We start from the raw sequence: 21,620 nt of genomic DNA, 5'->3' as shown, positions 1-21,620 counted from the left end.
CCAGATCAAACCATCGAGCAACTGAATTATTAAGCCTGTTTCGGAACTTCAGGTTTATCTTCTTCCTGCCCGGCTTTAAATTCTTTTATTCCTTTACCAAGGCCTTTCATTAATTCGGGGATTTTTTTGCCGCCGAATAATAATAAAACAGCAACTCCAAGAATAATCAGTTCGGGGCCTCCCAACAGAGCGGCGATGGTTGTATTTAACATTTTGCTTTCAATTTAAGTGATTCTTTTACACTTACGTTTAAAACATCGCTTCGGTTCTCCGTAACCGATTTAAAATATTTTAAAAAACATGATTTTATTTAAAGTAAAATCGAAAGTGATACGTCTACAGCTATAACAAACCTAAAAATCTTCTTTATGATAGCCGTTTTCAAAACAAATGTATCCTCAGATAGCGAGTTAAATGAAATCAGCCCTTTGCTGAACAGCCGCTTCAAAGAAATCAAATGGAACATCGATCTGTGGGACAGCGATAAAATCCTCCGTGTAGATTCGCCAAGAGATTGGACCAAAGAAATTACAGAGCTTTTTAACAGCATTGGTTTACGCTGTGTTAACCTTGAGATTTTTCATTCGGAGCCTTTTTAATATCACAAAAAAATGATGATATCTAACTGTATATCAAATTATAACACAATTAAAAAACATTATATTTGCATGAATTTTAAATAAAAATTACTACATTTATAATAACTTTTATTATAATCTTGTATAATATAGCGATGGCAAAGTTAGATGAACTTAAGAAAAACCTGAAACGTGGACATGTTTACCGCAGGGATGAACTTACGCAATGGTCTAGCGCTATCGACCGCCATTTAAGTATCCTTGTTAATGATGGCACACTTCAAAAGCTTTCACAAGGGGTATATTACTACCCTAAAGAAACTGTATTTGGCAAAACTCCGCCCGAAGACGATACGCTAGTTCGCAAGTTTTTAAAAGACGATCGTTTTTTATTAACCTCACCAAATTTGTATAATAGTTTAGGAGTGGGTACAACACAACTATATAATAAACGCACTGTTTACAACCATAAACGCCATGGTGAATTTATGTTGGGTAACCGAAAATTCGATTTTCAAATGAAACCGCATTTTCCGGCTAAAGCTACACAGGAATTTTTATTGGTCGATTTGGTAAACAATTTGGATAAATTAGCTGAAGATAAACAAGCTATTTTAAATAATGTACTGAACAAAGTACAACATATGGATCAGGTAAAACTAAAGCGGTCTGTAAATTCATACGGAAATATTAAGGCGAAGAAGTTTTTCAAACCTGTACTGCAACATTCAGATAACTGATATGGCGGCCAACTTCCTGCACAATCATAAAAACTTCCCTGATTTATTGCGGATCCTTGAAGATGAAATGGGTATTCAGGCGGGGTTGATTGAGAAGGATTATTGGATTATGCATGTACTTTACGGCTTGAAAAATCAAGATTTTCAATTTGAACTTAAAGGTGGCACGTCTCTTTCAAAAGGTTTTAAAATCATCGAACGTTTTTCAGAAGATATCGATATCCACATAAAACCTCCTGCAAAATTTAACATCAATGAAAACCCGAAAAATAACAAACCGAAAAACACAGAGGCAAAAAAGAATTTTTATGATTGGTTAGCAAAGGAAATAGCTATAAATGGCGTTATTTCTGTTGAACGCGACTCTGCATTCGACAATGCGACAACTTATAACAGTGCGGGCATAAGATTAAATTACAAAAGTTTTAATCCATTAATTTCCGGTATAAAGGAAGGTATACTACTCGAAACAGGCTTCGATACCGTTACTCCCAATACCAATATCACCATTTCTTCTTGGGCCTACGATAAAGCAATAGAAAATAAAATTGAGATTATAGACAACCGTGCGAAGGATATTTCGTGCTACAATCCCGGTTATACTTTTGTGGAGAAATTACAAACTATTGCTACCAAATTCCGCAAAGAAAAGGAGACTGGAGATACAGGAGTAAACTTTATGCGACAATATTACGATTTATATTCACTTTTGGATAATAATAGCGTACAGGAATTTATTGGTACAGATGAATATTATACTCATAAAAAGAACCGTTTCCCATCCGTAGATTTTGACATTCCTATCTATGAAAATGAGGCATTTTTGCTTAAAAATGATAAAATCCGGAAAAGCTTTATCCAACGTTACAAAAACACTGCGTAATTATATTACAATCGCCAACCCGATTTCGAAGAACTATTAGATCGGATTAAAAATTACATCGATCGATTATAGTTACCTTCTGCCATTGCTTTCCTTTTTATAATAGATTATCCTTAAATTGCATGATCTATTGCATGAATCCTAATGAAAGAAATTACCGATATCGTAAAGGCATATCAAAAGGCAACGAAGGAAAAGAAAAAAACAGCCCTTGCAACGGTAGTTAAGGTAGAGGGTTCTTCCTACCGCAGGCCTGGTGCCAGGATGCTGATAACTGAAGATGGCCAGTTAACAGGTGCAATCAGTGGTGGTTGTTTAGAGGGGGATGCATTGCGCAAAGCACTTTCGGCCATTGTACAGCAAGAAAACAAACTGATTACTTACGATACCACCGACGAAGATGATGCTAAATTTGGTGTTCAGTTAGGCTGCAACGGCGTTGTACATATCCTTTTCGAACCCATTATAGAAGAAGATCCATTAAACCCCATTGCCATTTTAACAACATTACAAGCTAAAAGGGAAGATGCCGTGCTGGCAACACTTTTTAACTTGGACGGAAAGCAACAATTAGGCACCAGCATGTTGTTTAAAAAAGATGCGATTCTATCCAAAATATTAAAAGAAATTGAAGATGACATCATAAATGACGCCAGAGAAGTTTTCACCAATAAAACAACAACATTTAAAGTTTATCCTTGCGGCGATCAGGAGGTAGGTGTTTTTCTGGAACTTATCCACCCTCCTATTTCGTTAATCGTTGCCGGCGCCGGAAATGATGCCCAACCCCTGGCCGAAATGGCTTACCTTTTGGGCTGGGAAGTAACGGTGATAGATGGAAGAACTACGCACGCTACACCTCAACGTTTTGCAAACGCAACCAAGGTTTTGGTGAGCAAACCCGAAAATGTATTAGCTCAAATTCAAATAGATGAGCAAACGGCTTTTGTTCTGATGACCCATAATTACAATTACGACCTCGAACTACTTAAATATCTATTGGACACAAACGCTCCATATATCGGTACACTAGGACCAAAGAAAAAACTGCTCAGGATGTTAGATGAACTGAATTTGGCAACGCCGGCAAATGAAACACGAGTGCATGGCCCTATCGGTTTAGATATTGGTGCAGAAACTGCAGAAGAAATCGCGATTTCTATCCTTGCAGAGATTAAATCTGTTTTTACAGGTGCTTCAGCCATGTTTTTAAAAGAGAAAAAAAGGCCGATCCATGTTTACGAATTAAAAAACAATTAAGCGTTGAAAACGGGCATCATCATATTGGCAGCAGGTAGTTCTTCACGTTTGGGAAGATCAAAACAGCTTTTGGATTATAAAGGAAAAACACTCTTGCAAAATGTAATAAATGAAGCTTTAGAAACAAATTGCCAGTCTGTTATTGTTGTTTTAGGTGCAAACGCTGAAGAAATAGCCAGCCAGCATCAGAATGATCAGGTTAATTTAGTGATTAATGAAAGTTGGGAAAATGGAATCGCATCAAGTATTGTAGCCGGACTTTTAACTATGGTCAAAAATAATAGTGAAATTGAAAGTATCATTATTGCTGTGGCCGACCAGGTTTTTATAAAAATGAATAACTTTAATAACTTAATCGAAAAGCAGAAAGAAACAGGTAAAAATATCATTGCCAGTACATACGCTGAAAGGATAGGAACCCCTGTCCTCTTCAAAAAAGATTACTTTGAAGCGCTTTTATCGCTCACAGGAGAAGAAGGAGCAAAAAAGATACTCAAACAATATTCTCAGGATGTAGAAACAGTTGTTTTTGAACATGGAGAAATTGATATTGATACAGAAACAGATTATAACAATTTAATTAGCCAGCAATGATAGCAGATTCTTTTGGAAGAATACACGATTACCTGCGGATATCGCTTACCGATAACTGCAATTTTCGCTGCTTTTATTGCATGCCAGAGGAAGAATACGACTTCACTCCTGCCTCCCGGCTCATGCAAACCGACGAAATTATTAAGCTGGCAGAAGTTTTTGTGGCCAATGGCGTAAAAAAATCAGGCTTACCGGCGGTGAACCATTGGTGAGGAAAGATGCAGCCCTAATTATTGCGGCACTGGGCAAACTTCCGGTCGAGCTCGTTATTACGACAAACGGAACGCGCATTGCTGAAATGCTCCCAGTATTAAAGGAAGCAAGTATTAAAACCATTAATATTAGTCTGGATACATTACAACCTGAGAAGTTCTTCATGATTACCCGAAGGGATGTTTTTCACCAGGTACGCAGCAATATTGAACTGCTTTTGCAGCATAAAATCAAGGTAAAAATAAATATGGTAATGATGAAAGGCCTTAATGACAATGAGATCGCCGATTTCATCAGCTGGACCAAACACAATCCCATTCAGATCAGGTTTATTGAATTCATGCCTTTTAGCGGTAACAAATGGACGAGCAATAAGATGTTTTCTTTAGATGAAATCCTATCAGTGGTCAAAAAAGATTTCAAAGTACTACCTGTTAAGGGAGAACCACATGATACTGCTAAAAGTTTCATGATCCCTGGTCACGAAGGCTCGTTTGCCATTATCAGTACCATGACCAATCCTTTTTGCGATACCTGTAACCGCATGCGCCTGACTGCGGATGGAAAACTCAAAAACTGCCTGTTTTCGGATAGCGAAACCGATCTGCTTAGTGCATTGCGGAACAATGAAGACGTGCTTCCACTAATTCAATCAAATATTTGGAGCAAAAAGAAAGCATTAGGTGGACAGTTAGTTAGCGATTTCGAAAAAATTGATGCGACTACCATTCAAAACAGAAGTATGATTACCATTGGAGGATAAAATTTTCATGATTAGCGTTAAAGAAGCAAAACACCTCATTTCTCAACACATCATAGCACTCAATCCCATTTCAATTGATTTGGCAAAGGCATCAGGGCACATTCTTGCAGCCGATGTTTATGCGAAATACGATATTCCTGCCTTTAGTCAGGCATCTATGGATGGATATGCGTTAAAATTTGTAGATCATGAAAAAATACTCAGCATAGTCGGCGAAATGGCTGCCGGAACGGCAGCCAAAATCAGCATTCAAAACGGAGAAACCAGTAGAATATTTACAGGAGCTCCACTACCTAATGGTGCCGATACAGTAGTCATGCAGGAAAAAATTACGAGGATAGATGGAAAAATCACCTTAGAGGACTCCAATTTAAAACCTGGCTTAAATGTACGGGATAAAGGTTCGGAGATTAAAGCCGGAGCATTGGCCATGGAAAAAGGAGATTTTCTTAGTCCTGCTGCCATTGGTTTTCTCGCAGGGATTGGTGTTAACGAAGTTAGTGTTTATCCCATGCCAAAGATTTCGGTTATTGTAACGGGAAAAGAATTACAACAACCGGGGAAAACACTCGGATTTGGACAGGTTTACGAATCGAATTCCTATTCGCTTTCTGCGGCTTTAAAACATGAAGGGATTGAACAGATTGTTGTTTACGAAGCCGATGATGATCTTGAGGTCCTTAAAAAAGTACTACGAACTGCAATAGCAAGCAACGATGTTGTCCTGCTGACAGGAGGAGTAAGTGTGGGCGACTATGATTTCGTAATTGAAGCGGCCTCACATTGTGGCATCAGACAAATTTTTCATAAGGTGAAACAGAAACCGGGTAAACCATTGTTTTTTGGAACAAAAGATCAAAAACTAATATTCGGACTTCCTGGTAATCCTTCATCTGTGCTCAGTTGCTATTATAATTATGTGTTACCAGCTGTTAAAACATTATCTCATAAAGGTAATAGTGTAATTGAGGTTCAGGCCGAGCTTACACATCCTTATTCAAAACCTGCGGGGTTAACACATTTCCTTAAAGGCAAATATGAAAATGGACTGGTTACTCCACTCCACGCACAAGAATCATACCGGTTAAGCTCTTTTGCACAGGCTAATTGCCTGATCTGCCTCGATGAAACAAAAGAATACTTCAATAAAAGCGACATCCTAAACGTATTAATTTTACCTGGCTAAACCATGCAAGAAAGCTTCATCCTATTTTACTGCTTACTTTTTATTGTTGCTTTTTTATATGCTTCGGTTGGCCATGGCGGAGCAAGCGGCTATCTTGCCCTCATGGCTATTTTTGCCATTTCGCCAGCCATTATGAAGCCAACAGCATTATTATTAAATCTGTTTGTTTCTTCCACTTCCTTTATTCAGTTTTACCGTGGCGGCCATTTTAAATGGAAAACCTTTTGGCCTTTTGCGCTTGCCTCTATTCCGCTCTCATTTGTGGGTGGTATGATGGTAATCGAAAGTTCCATTTATAAAAAGATTCTGGGTCTGCTTTTACTCATTCCGGTCATCCGTTTTTTCTTCTTTAAAAATACCGATCCAAAAGATTTCAAATCGTCAAATATTCCCTTATCTCTCGCCATTGGCGGTATTATTGGCTTACTTTCAGGCATGATCGGTATAGGGGTGGGATTATCCTTTCTCCTATCCTATTGCTATTAAAGTGGACGGATCAAAAACAGACTGCAGCAATCAGTGCAGCATTCATCTTTGTTAATTCGGTTGCTGGCTTAGGTGGTCAACTCATTAAAGGTTTCGAATTTAACAGCCACATGCTCGCTTATGTTGGGGTAGCCTTTGTTGGTGGCATTTGCGGTGCTTACTTTGGCGCCTTAAAATTTCCGCAAACTGTTTTAAAAAACGTGCTGGCCTGTGTACTGGCACTAGCTGCTTACAAATTACTATTTACGCATGCATAATATAAAATACCTGATCATTGCCCTATTATTTTTAAGTGTTACGGCAAGTGCACAAGAGAGCAGGCAATTTACAATCGAAGGAAAGGTTAAAAAGCCATTAACAATCACTTTAAACAATTTAAGTGCTTATAAATCCGTTAATTTGGATAGTATGACAATTTTTAACCACTTGATGCAACGTAAAGGCAGTATCAAAAATATTAAAGGTGTACTTTTAAAAGATATTTTGGCCAACGTAGAAATAGATGCTGCCTCACCAAAAACATTAAGTGAATATTACCTGGTTTTTACCGCAACCGATAATTATAAGGTGGTGTACTCTTGGAATGAAATTTTTAATTCGCCTACGGGAAATCAAGTGCTGGTTTTAACAGGTTATGATACCAATCCCACAAAGGCTGAAAAGGGAAATATCGCCATTATTACGCCCAGCGATTTTGCTACGGGAAGAAGATTTGTAAAAGGATTAAATAAAATCAGCATCTTACAGGTAAATTAGCAGCATGGAAATTGAAATCATCAGTTTTGGACAAATTAGCGAATTCATCAATCATCAAAAAATTGAAATTGATGGTATTGCTGATACCGATGCCTTTAAGCAACACCTCGAAGATCGGTTTCCTGCCCTGAAAGGCATAAAATACAAACTTGCCCTGAACAAAAATATTGTCCAGGAGAATACGGAGATTAAAAACCCGGCTACCATAGCCGTTATGCCCTCTTTTTCTGGCGGTTAAGTAATATGAGTGCAGAGCGATATAACAGACAGATCATCCTGAAAGGATTTGGGGAGGAAGCACAACAACAGCTTTTAAGGGCAAAAGTATTGGTAATCGGCGCTGGTGGCTTGGGTTGCCCTGCCCTGCAATACCTGGCTGCTGCCGGCATTGGCCATATTGGTATTGTTGATGATGATACCATTTCATTATCTAATTTACATAGACAGGTTCTTTTTACTACTGCTGATATTGGAAAGCTGAAAGTAGAGGTTGCTGCAAAACGCCTGCAGGAAATGAATACTCAGATCGGGATTATCCGTCACCCTATCCGTTTGCAGCAGAGCAACATCCTCGATATCATTTCCAGATACGATTACATATTGGATGGTACCGATAATTTCGAATCCAGATATTTGATCAACGATGCCAGTGCCTTGCTCAATAAACCGCTTATTTTTGCTGCGGTTGCTGGTTTTGAAGGTCAGTTGGCCATATTTAATGTGCCCGATCACCTCACACCTGGCACCAACTACCGAGATCTTTTTCCGGTTCCACCCGATAAAGGAGAAGTACCTAACTGTGCCGAGAATGGTGTTATCGGCGTATTACCAGGGATAATAGGAAGCATGGCAGCGGCAGAAATTATTAAACTGGTTGCCAAAATCGGACAATCGCTCTCCAATAAAATATTAAATTACAACTTACTTACACAAGAACAATATACCATTAACATCAGTAATGGAAGCGGTTATACATTGCCCAAAACGGTTGATGAATTTTTAAATATGGATTATCAGGATACCAGCGAAGGACCACAGGGATATATAGAAATTGATGCCAGCGAACTGGCTAAGATGCAACAGGTTGAATCGACCATTTTAATAGATGTGCGTGAAAGGCACGAGGTGCCTGTGTTAGACAAGCAGATTTACACACAGGTACCAATGTCGGAATTTAGTGCATTTTTAAGCAAGGAATTTTACCAAAAACATGTGGTTTTAATTTGCCAGCATGGGATTAGAAGTGTTGCTGCTGCTGAGGCCTTGCAGGAAAAATATGGCGCAGCAAAAAAGATTTATAGCTTAAAGGGTGGTATTGTAAAATGGAGAGGTCATTTTTTAAGATCGTAACATGAGCGGAAAGGAGATTAAAAATATATTCGTAACCGGAGCAATTGCACCTTCTTTTATAGCAGACAGCATTGCGAAGCATAACAGCAAAACGGCCATCGGCGGGCATAGCATTTTTATGGGGCAAGTGCGCAAAGATGAAATTGAAGGTAAATTTGTTGCTGCGATCGAATACACCACTTATGAAGAGCTTGCGCTCGAAAAAATGCACCAGATCAGGGAAGCCATTTTCGAAAAATATCCGCTTAACTGCATGCACATTTACCACAGTTTGGGTACAGTTAAAACAGGCGAAATCTGCCTTTTTGTTTTTACCTCGTCGACACACCGTAAACCGGCAATGGCAGCTTGTAGTGAGGTTGTAGACCGGTTAAAAGCAGAATTACCGATCTGGGGAAAAGAAATATTCGAAGACGAAACCCATCAGTGGAAAGAAAATATTTAACATGGTAAACATCACAAGAAAATCCAATACCTTAAGGATTGCCATTGCAACCGCGACTGTAAAGGTATCGAAGCAAGAAACCATCGATGCGGTTGAACAGCGCAAAATACCCAAAGGAGATGTATTTGAATTTGCCCGTGCAGCCGGCTTATTCGGTGTAAAAAAACGAGTGATGTAATTCCCGATTGCCATCCCCTTCCTATTGAATATACCGCGATTACTTACGAAATTGTGGGTTTAACCATCATTATTACGGTTGAAGTACATACCATTTACAAAACTGGTGTTGAGGTTGAAGCCATGCATGGTGCCTCTGTTACGGCTTTGACCATGTACGATATGCTAAAACCAATTGATAAAGGGGTTGAAATAGAAAACATCAGGTTATTAAAAAATCGGGAGGAAAATCTGACCTTAAAAATGCCAGATTCCCTGAACTTAAAGCTGCTGTTGTAGTTTGTTCAGACTCTGTTTTTGAAAATAAAGCTCAGGATGGTGCTGGAAAAGCAATTATTTCGAGACTCACTCAATGGGACATCAATACGGAGAAATATGAAATCATACCCGACGAAATCAAGATCATCCGCGATAAAGCCAGTGAATTAAGTAAAAGTGGCTATCATCTGATCATTTTTACGGGAGGAACCGGACTTTCGCCACGCGATGTAACTCCGGAGGCCATTGCCCCTTTAATTGACAGGAATATCGAAGGGATCATGGAAACAGCTCGTCGTTACGGCCAGGAGCGCATGCCTTACGCCATGCTTTCGCGCGGTGTAGCAGGGTTTATTGGCGATACATTGGTACTTACTTTCCCAGGCTCGAAGGGTGGCGCAGAAGAAAGCATGGATGCCCTATTCCCGCAGGTTTTGCATTTATTTAAGGTGGTTAAAGGGGAGAAACATTAATATTTATATCTATTGTTAGTCGGGATTTGCAATCCCATCTCAGGAACCAAGAATTTATAATCCTTAAGCACAATAGATAAAATGCGGATTAAAAAATCCGCAGAACAAGGATCAAGATCACAGATCCTGACCAACAAGCATCCTCGTCGGGGATCGGATGTAATAAGCTTTCAGATTCACGCCTGCTCGGGAAAGACGAATTCGTTTAAACCAACAAATATTAAATATAAACAGCAAAATCTTTTTTGTGATAAAAAATTAAGTTCTATTTTTGCCGCATGTCGTCTAAATACAAGATTTTATACTTTTTCCAAAATTCTGATACTACTATCCTGGAAATTCAGCGTCTTGGCCTGCCCGATAATGCAGATGCAGAGGCGACTTACCACTGGCTTTACTTTGATAAAATTACAGGTTCGTTAATTAAATTATGGTTCAGATCGATGGATTCTTCTACCGAAATTGAAGAACGTTATTTTGAACAGGGTTATCTTAAATTTAATAAAACAGAGGCTACCTATATCGAAAAGCACAATTCTTCGCAACAAAAACTCAATAACATGGGGAATAGAGCTATTGGAGAGGAGATAAGTGTTTTATTAGAAAATTACCTGAAATAATTTAGGCCATCTCTGGCAGTTCTGATTCTAAACCAACTTTACTTAAAGGATAACGGGAGGCATGGAAATCCTGAAGCGACTGACAAAAACCAGGATACCATTCTTGTGTTTGCATACTTTCTAAAAGTTGTGCACAGGCAATCACATCTGCATCAGCCTGATGCAGTGCAAGGGCAACAAAATTAATCACATCCCAGATGCCTTCTATCATAAAAAACCTAAAGGTAGATAAGATTGCAGACCATTGTACTTTTTTGGCTTGTAGTAAAAAGAACCGTGAAACAGGACTACACAGACGTTTAAAAGCCATATAATCCTCTTCAGCACCTTCTAAGTTTAAAAGACCATCGCTATAAGGAAGATTTACAATTTCTGCAGCAATTTTATCACGGCCATGAAAGTAAACACTTCCTGCACAGATGGAAGATATCGATATCAGGGATAAATGATCGTAGATTTCGGGATGCATTTTCAATTTCCCATTACGCACAAATACCAGTCCGCCTTTTCTAGCTGCACCAGCTTGTGTATTCATGGCCGATAGACTTAAAAGTTCAAATTCGCCAGCAAAATTAAGTGCCGTTACAAACTGTGCCGCAGCCATAAAAGTACCACGGTCAAGAGGCTTGTTGCTGGTAACAGGTTCCTGAATTGAAAAAATAGAGAGTTGCAAAAAAAAATAATTTGTTTGGTTCGGGTCGGGTAGATCGACAATAGCAAAAATAAAAATCCAATCCACAAAACAAGTATGTAAAATGTGGTTAAAATACTTTAAAAAGATAATTGGCTATAAATGAGAAAGAAATTTTTTCAGCCATTTTGTTCAATACATAAATCATTTGGTTTAATAACAGAATAATAAATTTTGGGCAAAAAAAAGCAGGAATAAATCCTGCTCAAAATCTTTTGGGGAAGAATTAAACAACTCTTACTTTCACTGCATTAAGGCCTTTTTTGCCTTCTTGAACTTCGTATTCAACTGTATCATTCTCTCTGATTTCATCAATCAGGCCTGATGCATGCACAAAAATCTCAGATCCGCTTTCTTCTTTGATAAAGCCAAAGCCTTTTTCCGAGTTAAAAAATTTTACTGTTCCGTTTTTCATTATACTGGATGTTTTTAAATTAAAAACCAAAAATAGGATTAAAACCCAAAAACCAAAATTACTGGCAAACAAAATTGCTAATTATGTACAAAAAGATTTACAATGGTAAAGATGATGGCTACCATTTTACCTTTTAAGCTATTAACCAAACATGGTTGGGTGCATTAAAAAGATTTTCCCTGCGTAATGGAAGAGTACCAATTTATCGGGTGCGACCTTAAATTCATCCCATCGCTCTCAATGTGATACAAGATAATAGGCATGCTGAAATCTACAAAACGTTCCACCTGCCTGGAAAGTTTACCGAGAAAATCCATACTGGATATACCTTCCTTTAAATGAACATAAATTACACTGCCTGTTTTAAACTCAAAGCGTTCTACCACTCCTGGCCACTCTGTTTTTATCCTGGTGAGGAAAGCTTTGATTTTGGTTTCTTCTTTTAGATTTTCCATAAGCTTATCAGGTTTTTTGATATATGCTAATTTAAAAAATTATTCCGAAATAGATTAATTGTAACAGGACCTATACATTGTTTAATGGAAAATGTAAGATGGATGATGGAATTGATCCTTATGTTTCACTATTCTAAATGCAATACGCTTTAAGATCTCCGCATGCGCGAGGCTAACATATCTTGAAATTTTATCTGGTCTTTAGCGAGACGCTAAGACCAGAACTTGACGAATCTATTACTTCACAGAAACAATTTCTACATTTCCGTTTTCCAGGCCTTTTCCTTTGACACTAAGTTGAATTGGACCATCTTTTTTGCCAGATTGTATCACCACAACCAGCTTTCCGCTGAATAATTTCATGGTTGGCTTTACAAAAGATTCCAATGAAGTGGCATCGCCATTACAAACCGCTTTGAATGTACCCGCACCTTTAACTTCAAAATTTAAGGCATTTGTCGCCGTTGGGCAGGGTGTTCCATTTTTATCAGCAACTGATACCGTTACGAAAGATAAATCTTTGCCATCAGCGCTAATTTGTTTCTTATCTGGCGTTAACACAATTTTATAAGGTTTACCCGCCGTAGTGATCTTTTCTTCTGCTACAGGTTTTCCGTTTCCATCAAGGGCTACTACTTTTAAAGTCCCTGGCTCGTATTTAACATCCATCCACATCAACCGGTAGCGGTTCTGCGGGCTTGATTTATCTTTTTTCCGTACACCCAAACTTTTACCGTTTAAGAAAAGTTCGGCGCTATCGTAACTGGTATATACAAAAACAGGCGTGGTTTGGCCTTCTCTTCCCTCCCAGTTCCAATGTGGAAGCAAATGTAGCGTTGGTGCTGTTTTATTCCAACGGCTTCTATACAAATAATAACGGTCTTTAGGTAGACCTGCAAGATCAGAAATCCCGAAATAAGAACTTCTTGATGGCCAGCTGTTATCATAAGGTGTAGGCTCGCCAAGGTAATCAAAACCTGTCCAAACAAACTCCCCTATTACCCATGGTTTATCATCCTGCATTACAAAATCATCGTCAGGTACGTTAGACCAGCTACAATACTCCAAATCGTAAGAAGAAGACTGAAAATCGGGATATTGCTTATCAAAGCCTTTTACAACCGGAAATTTATAAATCCCTCTCGAACTTACCGTTGATGCTGTTTCTGATCCCAAAATAAACCCTTGTGGAAAAACCTTATTGGCTTCTTCGTAAAGGTGTACCCTATAATTTAATCCAGGAATATCCATTAAAGCACCAAAACCTGATTGCATCGTTGCTTTCACCTGGTCCATCCCTACTGTAACCGGGCGTGTTGGATCTTCGCGGTGGAAAATTTCCTGCAGCCATTTAGCCCTTTTTACACCTTCGGCACCAAATTGATCCGGCACTTCGTTCCCCGAACTCCACATTACGATACAAGGGTGGTTTTTATTCGCCTGTACCAGGTTTACAATGTCTTTTTCAGCATCGGTATTAAAATACAGGTGATAACCATTTTCTACTTTGGCTTTTGCCCATTCGTCAAAACTTTCGGCGAGGAACATAAAACCCATTTCATCACATAATTCCAATTGCTCTGGCGAAGGCATATTGTGCGAACTTCGGATGGCATCGCAACCCATTTCTTTTAAAATGGTGAGTTGCCTTCTTAAAGCAGCTGTATTGATGGCCGTTCCAAGCGGCCCCAGATCGTGGTGTAAGCAAACGCCTTTAAATTTTCTTACTTTACCGTTCAAACTAAAGCCGATGCCCGGGCTGAAATTGATTGTTCTGATCCCTAACCTTGTTTTTACGACATCTTTCAAAATATTTCCTTCATAAACACTCGATACCACGGTATACAGATACGGGCGCTCCGGACTCCAAAGAACAGGGTTATTGATTTCTAAATTCTGATCAGCCTCATTCCCAAAAATACCCTTTGCAGTATCAATAGCCACCTGCTTACCCAAACTATCTAAAATCTGCGTAACCAAACGAATACCTTTACCGGTTATTTTGGTTTTGATGTTTACTTTGGCAAATTCTTTTTCAACAATTGGTGTAGTAATGGTGATTCCCCATTGATCGATACTTTTCTCTTCTTTAATGATTAAATGTACGTTACGGTACAAGCCCGCTCCCGGGTACCAACGCGACGATTTTGCCATATTCTTCAGGTGAACGGCCAATAAATTATCATTCGCTTTTAGGTTCTTGGTAATATCGATATAAAAATAATTGTAACCATAGTTCCACTCGCCAACCAGCTTTCCATTAAGGTAAACTTGAGGTTCGCTCATGGCACCATCAATTTGTAATAATACTTTTTGGTTTGGTTTTAGCGCTGGAAGACTGAGCTTTTTCCTGTACCAACCCTCACCAATATAAGGTAAAGCTCCGGTTCTACCTGTTTTTTCACTGGCTTTGGTTTCCCCATTTTGGGTAATTGCGGTTACCTGTTTATCTATTTCTTTATCAAAAGGCCCGCTAATGGCCCAATCATGCGGAACAGTCACGCTTTCCCAGCGAGTGTCGTTAAAAGTAGTCTCGGCAGCATTTGGGAAATTTCCCTTTGAGAATTTCCAGCCTTCATCTAACAGGATCTCAGTTCTTTGGGCATCGGCATTTAAATAAGCAAGGCTAACCATAAAAATGGTAAAAAGTATTTTCTTCAATCGGAACATGTAATTGACGGTTATTTTAAATAAATAGATTCGATAGTAATATTGACCGGTTTGGTACCGGCCCCATAACCAAAAGTAACTTCGAGCTTTTCGGCATTTTTCAAGTCGAATGCAGCTTTGTTTGCTGATTGATAATAAAGTGGCAAAAAGCCCGGATAAGGACGTGGCAACAATAACTGTGCATCATTTTTAAGCTGATTTAATGGAATTTCGATCAGTTGAAAATCTTTTCCCGTAAGGATTTCAGTGGAGAAGAAATGGGCATCGGTATCAATTAAGCCCACTTTAACTTTAGTATTTTCGGTATTTGCCTTTATTTTGATGACCATTTTTTTAAAATTATTCAGATCTGAAGCTCTTCCAGTCATTTTATCAGCGAAAAAACTTTGAAAACCCATTAGTTGGATACTTTTAGGCATATTGATAGATAGCCTCATACTTAAAACAGATGGATTTTCATCTGAAACGTATTCTACTTTACCATTTGTCCAATCGGGATTATAAATATTACTGTTTTTCCCATCTAAAGCTGCATTGAAGATCTCTACGATTGCATTTTTAGCTGCAACATAAGTCTGGTAGCTTTCAGTTTCGAGATTATCCCACCCATTTAGGTTTCCCTTTGTGTTGGCTGGAAAAGTAACGTAATCGCCATTAGCCTTATGGATTATGATCTGATAGCTCAATAAGCCATTTTTCACCAGTTCAGCAGGAACTGTAGCGGCATATAGATATTCCTGCGTTTTTTGTAAAGGAATATTTTGCCTGCGGTTTGCAGCATTTAACTGAACAAAAGCAGAATCTTTTATGGTTAGACCTGTAATTTCTGCATGGAGCTGAATGGCTACACCTGCCGAAATTGTTCTTAAAGGTTGATGTTTAACAAATACACCTCCTTTTGAAGCTTTTGGGGCAACAAATTCGCCTAAGGCAATATTCTGATACCTGCTTTGCGCATTTAGATTGGTTTTTAGGTTTTTCTTAATCAACAGATAAGTACCGGGAGAAACACTAAACGCATTTTTAACGGCTACCGAATTCACAGTAGTACCTTGATTTAAACCTTTAACTGTAAAATTAGAGCCTAAATCGGGCAAATCGATATCCATTGGCAAGGTAGACCAGATGATCCGTGTAACTTCTTTTTCAGGCGAAGCTTTTTCAAAAGGATCCCTGATCTGAACTGCGTCAGGCATCACTTCCAAACGCCATACTCCGGCAGCAACCTGATCGATAAAGTAAGCTCCCCTACCATTATACTGAACAATTTTTGAACTTCCAATCCCCGCAATATGCTTTAGTTTTTGGGTATTAATTATTTTCGACGAGGTGGAATTGGTATAATAAAATTCTTCGGCGGTATTCATTTCGCTCAACGAATTTTTATAATCGATTTTGAACGGGCCAAAAGTATTGCCATTGTTCAACGTATCTAAACGGGCTGTTTGACGAAAAACCTTTGAAGCAATTAACATACTGATTGCTTTTGAAGGTGTATAACCAAGATTTAAATAATGGGTTTGATATTCGGTATTGGCATAAGCGGTTGCCATGGGATCGTAGGCAAATTGTGTAGCCCATTGAAAACCAGCCGCCCTGAAACTTCTGGCCATTGCCGGATACATGATCGGCGCCATTACATCTCCCGCATCAAATTCGTACACCGCTTTAGCGCGGTTTTTAAACGCCGGAATCGTATCAAAAGGAATTTTGTATTTCGCCACATTGGGCAGGTAATTGCCTTGCAGCGTATGACCTGCAACCAAACCTGTTGGGTACCACTGAAAGGTATGCCCTTGAACATTCGCCTTTACAATAGCATCGGCATACCAGGGCGATTCGCTAATATTGTAAAAAATGGGTTTAGTCCAGCCAGCATTTTTTATGGCGGCGGTCATGCGGTTTACATATTCCGTAGCTCTTTCTTTTGGCCCGCTATGATGGGGTTCATTATTGATTTCTGCAGCCAAAATATCGGCATCCTGCTGATAGGTTAAGCCCGTGTAAGGATTTTTGTGTTTAAAAAACTGTTTCAGGTAATTTTCCTGTGCTTTAAAAGCTTCTTCGCTTACTACCGATTTATCTTTACCGTATTTATTGGCAAAACTTCCTGTTTTTTCATCCTTCTCCGGGTAACCATTTCCCCAGAAAGCAATTGGTGTAACCAAAGTTTTGATTTTACGTTTCTTAAGTTCTGCCAGCAGGAAATCGAAAAGGCGCAAATGTTCATTATCAATCAGGTTTCCTTCTGCATCTGAGATTTCCTGGTCCCAAACATGTATACGGAAGGCATCCAAACCCAAACGCGAGAAATGATATACATCGTCTTTTATCGCTTGTTCGGCGCTTACGCCCATCCTTACAATAGCCCGATTGCCATAAGCAAAAGGAGCAGTATAGTTTGTGCCGAAAAAAGCAGCTTCTTTATGGTCTTTTTCCCAACGGATTATACCTGAAGCATCTACATAAATACCTAGTTTATTTTGCCCATGGGTAAGTGTTGCAAATAGCATAAAAACAATAAACCCCCAACCCCCTAGAGGGGGCTTTGACTTTCTATCGTTTTTGTATAATTTCATATTACAAGTTGGTAATGTGTATTGATTTAAGCTTTAATTTATTTCAAATTTACTCCCCTTTAGCGGCCGGGGCTTTAAGGCAGAAACGCATCCATTGCAACCGTTGGTTTGCCCGAATCATCAAAAGCGCCCAATTTATAACCGCTCCAGCTATTGTAAGATTGCGGTTCCCAATAGAAAACCCCTAACCCTTTGTTATTTGGCAACGATTTATTCTTCGCAATTAAATCTTTAATAAACGCTTTGCAGGCTACCGCTTCCGAAACTGGCATTCCCAATTCGCATATCATCACTTCCGATCCGTAGCGCGAAACCATATCCGTCATATTGGCCAGACACTGGGTATTTTTTGTCGACCAGTCAGCAGCGGTAGGATACATTGATATCCCAATTACATCCCATTTTGCTCCATTGTTCTTTAATCCGTCAAATATCCACCTAAATAAGCTGTTATCGTAACCATTGGAGATATGCACCACCACTTTCGAGGTCGGATTTACCGCTTTTACACCATTATATCCCGAAAGTATCAAATCTGCAAAGTTTTTCATACTTGCAGATGCTTTTCCATCGTTCCATAACATGCCGTTATTGGTTTCGTTGCCTACCTGTACCCATTCAGGTACAATTTTATTGTTTTTTAAAACCGTTAAAACCTCAACAGTATGATTATAAACTGACGTTTTAAGAGTAGCAAAATCTTGCGAAGCCCATGCGGCAGGTTTGTTTTGCTGTCCGGGATCTGCCCACGAATCGCTGTAATGAAAATCGATCAGCAAACGCATGTTCATCGCTTTTGCCCTTTTTGCCTTTGCCAAAACATCGGCCGTATTGCAATAACCAGCAGCCGGATTTACCCAAACCCTCAATCTAATGGTATTGATGCCTTTATCTTTTAAAATCTTTAACAAATCCTGTTGTTCACCGGCAGCATTGTAAAACTTTTTGCCCGCAGCTTCCATTTCGGTCAGCCAGCTTACATCAGCTCCTAAGGCATAAGTGCCTACCGGATCGGGAGCAGGGTAAATCTGTGTTTCTCCTTTTATTGTTTTTTTACAACCTGTATTAATCAAACTGAGCATTATTATAAGGCCCAGCCAGTTGATGGTTTTTATTTTTTTAAACATTTCTATATTCTTAAGCAAGTTTGAACTTAATCTTTGTATTATAGTTTATTCTAAATCGTCCGTCATTCCCGCGCAGGCGGGAATCCTAATACTCCATATACCTGCCAGCGCTTTAAGGTTCCCAATCGAGTTGGGAATGACGAAACGAGAAATTTTATTTAATCGAATAAGTATAATTTCCGTCACCGGCACTTAAATCTAAAGTAACCGTGAAAACACCTGTTTTGGTCACCGGAATATTAATTCCGCCCCAGGTTGGCGCACCTGCATAAACCAAAGCTCCATTGGCATCTACTTTATAACTGATATCGTAACCGCCGTTACAGGTAAATACGAAAGTTTTTCCTGCGGTTAAGGCAACATTTGCCGCCACCCATTTACCGGTTGTTTCATTATATATCAATGGCGTTGATGAAGTGCTCCAGGCATTGTCATCACCGGAGATAAAGAATTTTACGGGTGTATAGGTAATAGTTAATGCATCTACATCGGCATTTACTTTCATATAAGCCGGTGCTGGCGTAAGGTATAAATTACCTCCGGTTAAACTCATGGTTGTTGAGGTACCTCCCCAACCGTAAACTTTCGCATCTTTTGTTGATACCAGTTGGAAAGCATCGCCACCATAGCCATCGGCATTTGGTAAATTTAAATATCCCTCATATTTTGAATTGAATTTAGCTGAAGTGAGTACAAAACCATTTGTCCTTGCGGTTGGTGTTTTCCAGGAGTTACCCCCTTTTACCATCAGCGCCGGATATTCGATGGTAGCTTTGTATGGGTTAACCGTCATGGTTAAGCTCGAGTAGATTGGTTTGATGGTAGAAGCCGTTCCGGTATTTTGGGTTACTTCTGCTTTTAACCTTACAACTAAGGTACTTACCGCACCTGTTGGCAATAACAATTGATTAGCCAAAAGCGAATTAAAATCGGCACCCAGATAAGCTTTTTCTAAAGTACCTGTTACAAGTTTAACGCTTATTGCATTTGCCCATGCATTTGCTCCAAGGGTATCTGCAGGCACATCAAACTCTAAAGAGTAAGTTGGGATAACGCTCACCCCAAAGTTTGCCGCCTTAAAACTGAAGGTCACCACATTGGTGGCGTCAGTTGCGGAAGTTAACACCACAGCAGCTGCAGAGCTTTTAAAAGCAAGGCTACCTGCACTGGGTGGGGTAACTACATTTGTACTTTCCTCTTTTTTGCAGCCGAAGAACAGGCTGATTAAAAGCAAAGTGTATAGGATATGAATAGATTTTTTCATGATAATTTAGATTAATAACCTGTATTCTGACGAAGATTTGGATTGGCCGAAAGATCTGTTGGTGGTAATGGATAAAGATTGTATTTGCTATTTACAGCTGTACCACCTTTAACACCGCCTTTCCATGCCCATAAATAGGTTGCAGTAGTAAACTTTCCAAAACGAATCAAATCTGTTCTGCGGGTAGCCTCGTACCAAAGCTCACGACCACGTTCATCCAAAATAAAATCGGTAGTTAAAGCACTCGATGTGATATTTCCGGCTATACTGCCATTATAGGCACGGGTACGTAACTGGTTAATGTAAGTTAAGGCCTGCGTTAAACTGCCACCTGATCCGCCACGTAAAACAGCTTCGGCATAGGTTAAATAGATTTCGCCCAAACGAAAAAGAGGGAAATCGATATCCGAAAAATCTTTGGCAACATCCTGATGAGGAGCCGGGGCGCCAGAACGGGTTTTGTTGCGGTATTTGGTGCTCGAGTAGCCATCAGTAGAAGTGTACAGGTCATTTACCTCCATATTTTGCCCAGACATATAAAACTGTGCCCTTGTATCTGTTGCACCTGTTTTATCAGCAAAAAGATTTACAAATTGTTGGGTAATCCTTAATCCGCCCCAGTTACCATTTGATCCTGATACCTCTGCAGGAACGCCTGCAGGTCCGTGCATCAGGTAAGTAGTACCCCCAAAATTCTGGGTGCTTGTACCATCATAATTAATGGTAAAAATATTCTCATCCGTATTTAAGTGATTATCGGCAATGGTTAACTCGCGGTAATTGCCATGAAGCGTGTAACCCGCAGCGGTAATTTTGTTGCAATAGGTGATGGCCTCAGTATATCTGGCTGTACCGGTATATACTTCTGCATTTAAATATATCCTCGATAATAACGCCCAGGATGCCGCCCTATCAGCACGACCATATTCATTTCCTTTAGGTGCTGCTAAATCATTTTCGATGGCCTTAAGTTCTGATTCTACATAAGCGAATAAATCTTTACGGCTAATCTGTTTGGGTAAATCCTTACCGCCTATTTCGGTAGTTTCGGTAACCAATGGCGGATTTCCATAAATATCCATCAATACGGCATACTGATAAGCCCTGATAAAACGGGCCTCTGCCCTGAACCTGCGCACCTGATCGGCGTCAGCGCCAACAATTCCTCTTTTGCTTAAATTATCATCCGAAGATTGATTGATGAAATCGTTACAAAGCGTAATCTGAAAAAATGAACGGTAATATAAACCATTGATAATGGAATTGATGGATGACCATGTCATTTCATGCAACCCCTGGATTCCGGCATCGTTTTGCCACGACCAAACGGCTTCATCTGTAGTTAATTCCTGCAAATTCCAGTATAAGCGAAGAAAATCAGAGTTTCCTTCATCCTTAATAATCTCTACCGGAATATCTGGCTGACCAACAGAAGCATTCCCGGTAAGGGCAAAAGCGCCATAAACCTTGGCCAACGATTGTTTGTAACCCGCGGCCGAAGTATATACTTTATCAGCAGTAAGATCATTGGTTGGTACCAAATCCAGTTTGTTGCATGATGTGGTGAAAATTACCGCAGTGCAAGCCAGCATAAATAGTTGTAAAACACGTGGTTTCATATATTTTTTGTTAATAAA

At 39.4% G+C, this 21,620-nt stretch carries 24 protein-coding genes and 2 pseudogenes; 17 read left to right on the top strand and 9 right to left on the bottom strand.

The features are described from left to right. Nucleotides 1-29 precede the first annotated feature (29 nt). Nucleotides 30-212, bottom strand: coding sequence for a Sec-independent protein translocase subunit TatA/TatB (locus ACQ86H_RS10835; RefSeq protein WP_138821906.1), 183 nt, complete (start codon nt 210-212; stop codon nt 30-32). Nucleotides 213-368: 156 nt separating this feature from the next. Here ACQ86H_RS10835 and ACQ86H_RS10830 point away from each other — a divergent pair, with 156 nt between their 5' ends. The 17 genes and pseudogenes from ACQ86H_RS10830 to ACQ86H_RS10750 all read left to right on the top strand — a co-directional run bounded on the left by ACQ86H_RS10830 (nt 369) and on the right by ACQ86H_RS10750 (nt 10,782). Continuing rightward, entirely contained in the window at nt 369-599 is a 231-nt protein-coding gene (locus ACQ86H_RS10830) for a hypothetical protein (protein ID WP_293313109.1), read from the top strand. 134 nt (nt 600-733) lie between these two features. Further along, complete coding sequence (locus tag ACQ86H_RS10825; protein WP_138821908.1) at nt 734-1,318, top strand: hypothetical protein; 585 nt, start codon at nt 734-736, stop codon at nt 1,316-1,318. Between the two features lies 1 nt (nt 1,319). Next, nucleotides 1,320-2,201, top strand: a complete 882-nt coding sequence (locus tag ACQ86H_RS10820; RefSeq protein ID WP_431294840.1) for a nucleotidyl transferase AbiEii/AbiGii toxin family protein — start codon at nt 1,320-1,322, stop codon at nt 2,199-2,201. A 144-nt stretch (nt 2,202-2,345) separates the two neighbouring features. Then, nucleotides 2,346-3,461: an XdhC family protein gene (locus ACQ86H_RS10815; RefSeq protein WP_431294839.1), complete on the top strand. Its 1,116-nt coding sequence runs from the start codon at nt 2,346-2,348 to the stop codon at nt 3,459-3,461. A gap of 3 nt (nt 3,462-3,464) precedes the next feature. Next, nucleotides 3,465-4,055, top strand: a complete 591-nt coding sequence (locus tag ACQ86H_RS10810) for a nucleotidyltransferase family protein (RefSeq protein ID WP_431294838.1) — start codon at nt 3,465-3,467, stop codon at nt 4,053-4,055. After that, nucleotides 4,052-4,509, top strand: a pseudogene (locus tag ACQ86H_RS10805) (radical SAM protein); the annotation flags it as partial. The gene ACQ86H_RS10810 and the pseudogene ACQ86H_RS10805, both read left to right, overlap by 4 nt. Nucleotides 4,510-4,515: 6 nt before the next feature. Next, complete coding sequence (locus ACQ86H_RS10800; protein ID WP_431295377.1) at nt 4,516-5,031, top strand: hypothetical protein; 516 nt, start codon at nt 4,516-4,518, stop codon at nt 5,029-5,031. A gap of 7 nt (nt 5,032-5,038) precedes the next feature. Continuing rightward, nucleotides 5,039-6,217: a molybdopterin molybdotransferase MoeA gene (locus ACQ86H_RS10795; protein ID WP_431294837.1), complete on the top strand. Its 1,179-nt coding sequence runs from the start codon at nt 5,039-5,041 to the stop codon at nt 6,215-6,217. Between the two features lie 3 nt (nt 6,218-6,220). Then, complete coding sequence (locus ACQ86H_RS10790) at nt 6,221-6,703, top strand: sulfite exporter TauE/SafE family protein (RefSeq protein ID WP_431294836.1); 483 nt, start codon at nt 6,221-6,223, stop codon at nt 6,701-6,703. Beyond that, nucleotides 6,694-6,960 carry a hypothetical protein gene (locus tag ACQ86H_RS10785; RefSeq protein WP_431294835.1) on the top strand — a complete coding sequence of 89 codons (267 nt, stop codon included), beginning with the start codon at nt 6,694-6,696 and terminating at the stop codon, nt 6,958-6,960. Before ACQ86H_RS10790 ends, ACQ86H_RS10785 begins: the two co-directional genes overlap by 10 nt. After that, nucleotides 6,953-7,459, top strand: a complete 507-nt coding sequence (locus ACQ86H_RS10780) for a molybdopterin-binding protein (RefSeq protein ID WP_246862613.1) — start codon at nt 6,953-6,955, stop codon at nt 7,457-7,459. The genes ACQ86H_RS10785 and ACQ86H_RS10780 overlap by 8 nt, the downstream gene beginning before the upstream one ends. Nucleotides 7,460-7,463: 4 nt before the next feature. Further along, nucleotides 7,464-7,697 carry a MoaD/ThiS family protein gene (locus ACQ86H_RS10775; RefSeq protein WP_431294834.1) on the top strand — a complete coding sequence of 78 codons (234 nt, stop codon included), beginning with the start codon at nt 7,464-7,466 and terminating at the stop codon, nt 7,695-7,697. A 5-nt stretch (nt 7,698-7,702) separates the two neighbouring features. Next, nucleotides 7,703-8,809 carry a ThiF family adenylyltransferase gene (locus ACQ86H_RS10770; RefSeq protein WP_431294833.1) on the top strand — a complete coding sequence of 369 codons (1,107 nt, stop codon included), beginning with the start codon at nt 7,703-7,705 and terminating at the stop codon, nt 8,807-8,809. A 1-nt stretch (nt 8,810) separates the two neighbouring features. Beyond that, nucleotides 8,811-9,254, top strand: a complete 444-nt coding sequence (locus ACQ86H_RS10765; RefSeq protein ID WP_138821917.1) for a molybdenum cofactor biosynthesis protein MoaE — start codon at nt 8,811-8,813, stop codon at nt 9,252-9,254. Between the two features lies 1 nt (nt 9,255). Next, nucleotides 9,256-9,710 (top strand): annotated as a pseudogene (locus ACQ86H_RS10760) (cyclic pyranopterin monophosphate synthase MoaC). Beyond that, the gene (locus ACQ86H_RS10755) at nt 9,641-10,162 is read left to right on the top strand and encodes a molybdenum cofactor synthesis domain-containing protein (RefSeq protein WP_431295376.1); all 522 of its coding nucleotides are present in this window, start codon (nt 9,641-9,643) and stop codon (nt 10,160-10,162) included. The pseudogene ACQ86H_RS10760 and the gene ACQ86H_RS10755 overlap by 70 nt, the downstream one beginning before the upstream one ends. Before the next feature lie 278 nt (nt 10,163-10,440). Next, nucleotides 10,441-10,782, top strand: coding sequence for a hypothetical protein (locus ACQ86H_RS10750; RefSeq protein WP_138821919.1), 342 nt, complete (start codon nt 10,441-10,443; stop codon nt 10,780-10,782). Between the two features lies 1 nt (nt 10,783). On the opposite strand, the gene ACQ86H_RS10745 is transcribed toward ACQ86H_RS10750, so the two are convergent. The 8 genes from ACQ86H_RS10745 to ACQ86H_RS10710 all read right to left on the bottom strand — a co-directional run bounded on the left by ACQ86H_RS10745 (nt 10,784) and on the right by ACQ86H_RS10710 (nt 21,602). After that, the gene (locus ACQ86H_RS10745; RefSeq protein ID WP_431294832.1) at nt 10,784-11,455 is read right to left on the bottom strand and encodes a hypothetical protein; all 672 of its coding nucleotides are present in this window, start codon (nt 11,453-11,455) and stop codon (nt 10,784-10,786) included. A gap of 244 nt (nt 11,456-11,699) precedes the next feature. Then, nucleotides 11,700-11,888, bottom strand: coding sequence for a cold-shock protein (locus ACQ86H_RS10740; protein ID WP_025142821.1), 189 nt, complete (start codon nt 11,886-11,888; stop codon nt 11,700-11,702). A gap of 164 nt (nt 11,889-12,052) precedes the next feature. Next, entirely contained in the window at nt 12,053-12,343 is a 291-nt protein-coding gene (locus tag ACQ86H_RS10735; RefSeq protein ID WP_029277549.1) for a hypothetical protein, read from the bottom strand. A gap of 237 nt (nt 12,344-12,580) precedes the next feature. Next, a complete protein-coding gene (locus ACQ86H_RS10730; protein WP_431294831.1) occupies nt 12,581-15,004 on the bottom strand; it encodes a DUF4982 domain-containing protein in 2,424 nt (807 codons plus the stop codon). A gap of 20 nt (nt 15,005-15,024) precedes the next feature. Further along, entirely contained in the window at nt 15,025-17,592 is a 2,568-nt protein-coding gene (locus ACQ86H_RS10725) for a membrane or secreted protein (RefSeq protein ID WP_431294830.1), read from the bottom strand. 74 nt (nt 17,593-17,666) lie between these two features. Then, nucleotides 17,667-18,719 carry a glycoside hydrolase family 53 protein gene (locus tag ACQ86H_RS10720; protein ID WP_431294829.1) on the bottom strand — a complete coding sequence of 351 codons (1,053 nt, stop codon included), beginning with the start codon at nt 18,717-18,719 and terminating at the stop codon, nt 17,667-17,669. A gap of 154 nt (nt 18,720-18,873) precedes the next feature. Further along, a complete protein-coding gene (locus tag ACQ86H_RS10715) occupies nt 18,874-19,983 on the bottom strand; it encodes a SusE domain-containing protein (protein WP_431294828.1) in 1,110 nt (369 codons plus the stop codon). 11 nt (nt 19,984-19,994) lie between these two features. After that, the gene (locus tag ACQ86H_RS10710) at nt 19,995-21,602 is read right to left on the bottom strand and encodes a RagB/SusD family nutrient uptake outer membrane protein (protein ID WP_431294827.1); all 1,608 of its coding nucleotides are present in this window, start codon (nt 21,600-21,602) and stop codon (nt 19,995-19,997) included. Nucleotides 21,603-21,620: the final 18 nt, after the last annotated feature.

The organism is Pedobacter sp. P26 (assembly GCF_050632135.1).
Lineage (GTDB): Bacteria > Bacteroidota > Bacteroidia > Sphingobacteriales > Sphingobacteriaceae > Pedobacter.
This window is presented reverse-complemented; position numbering and strand designations above follow the sequence as displayed.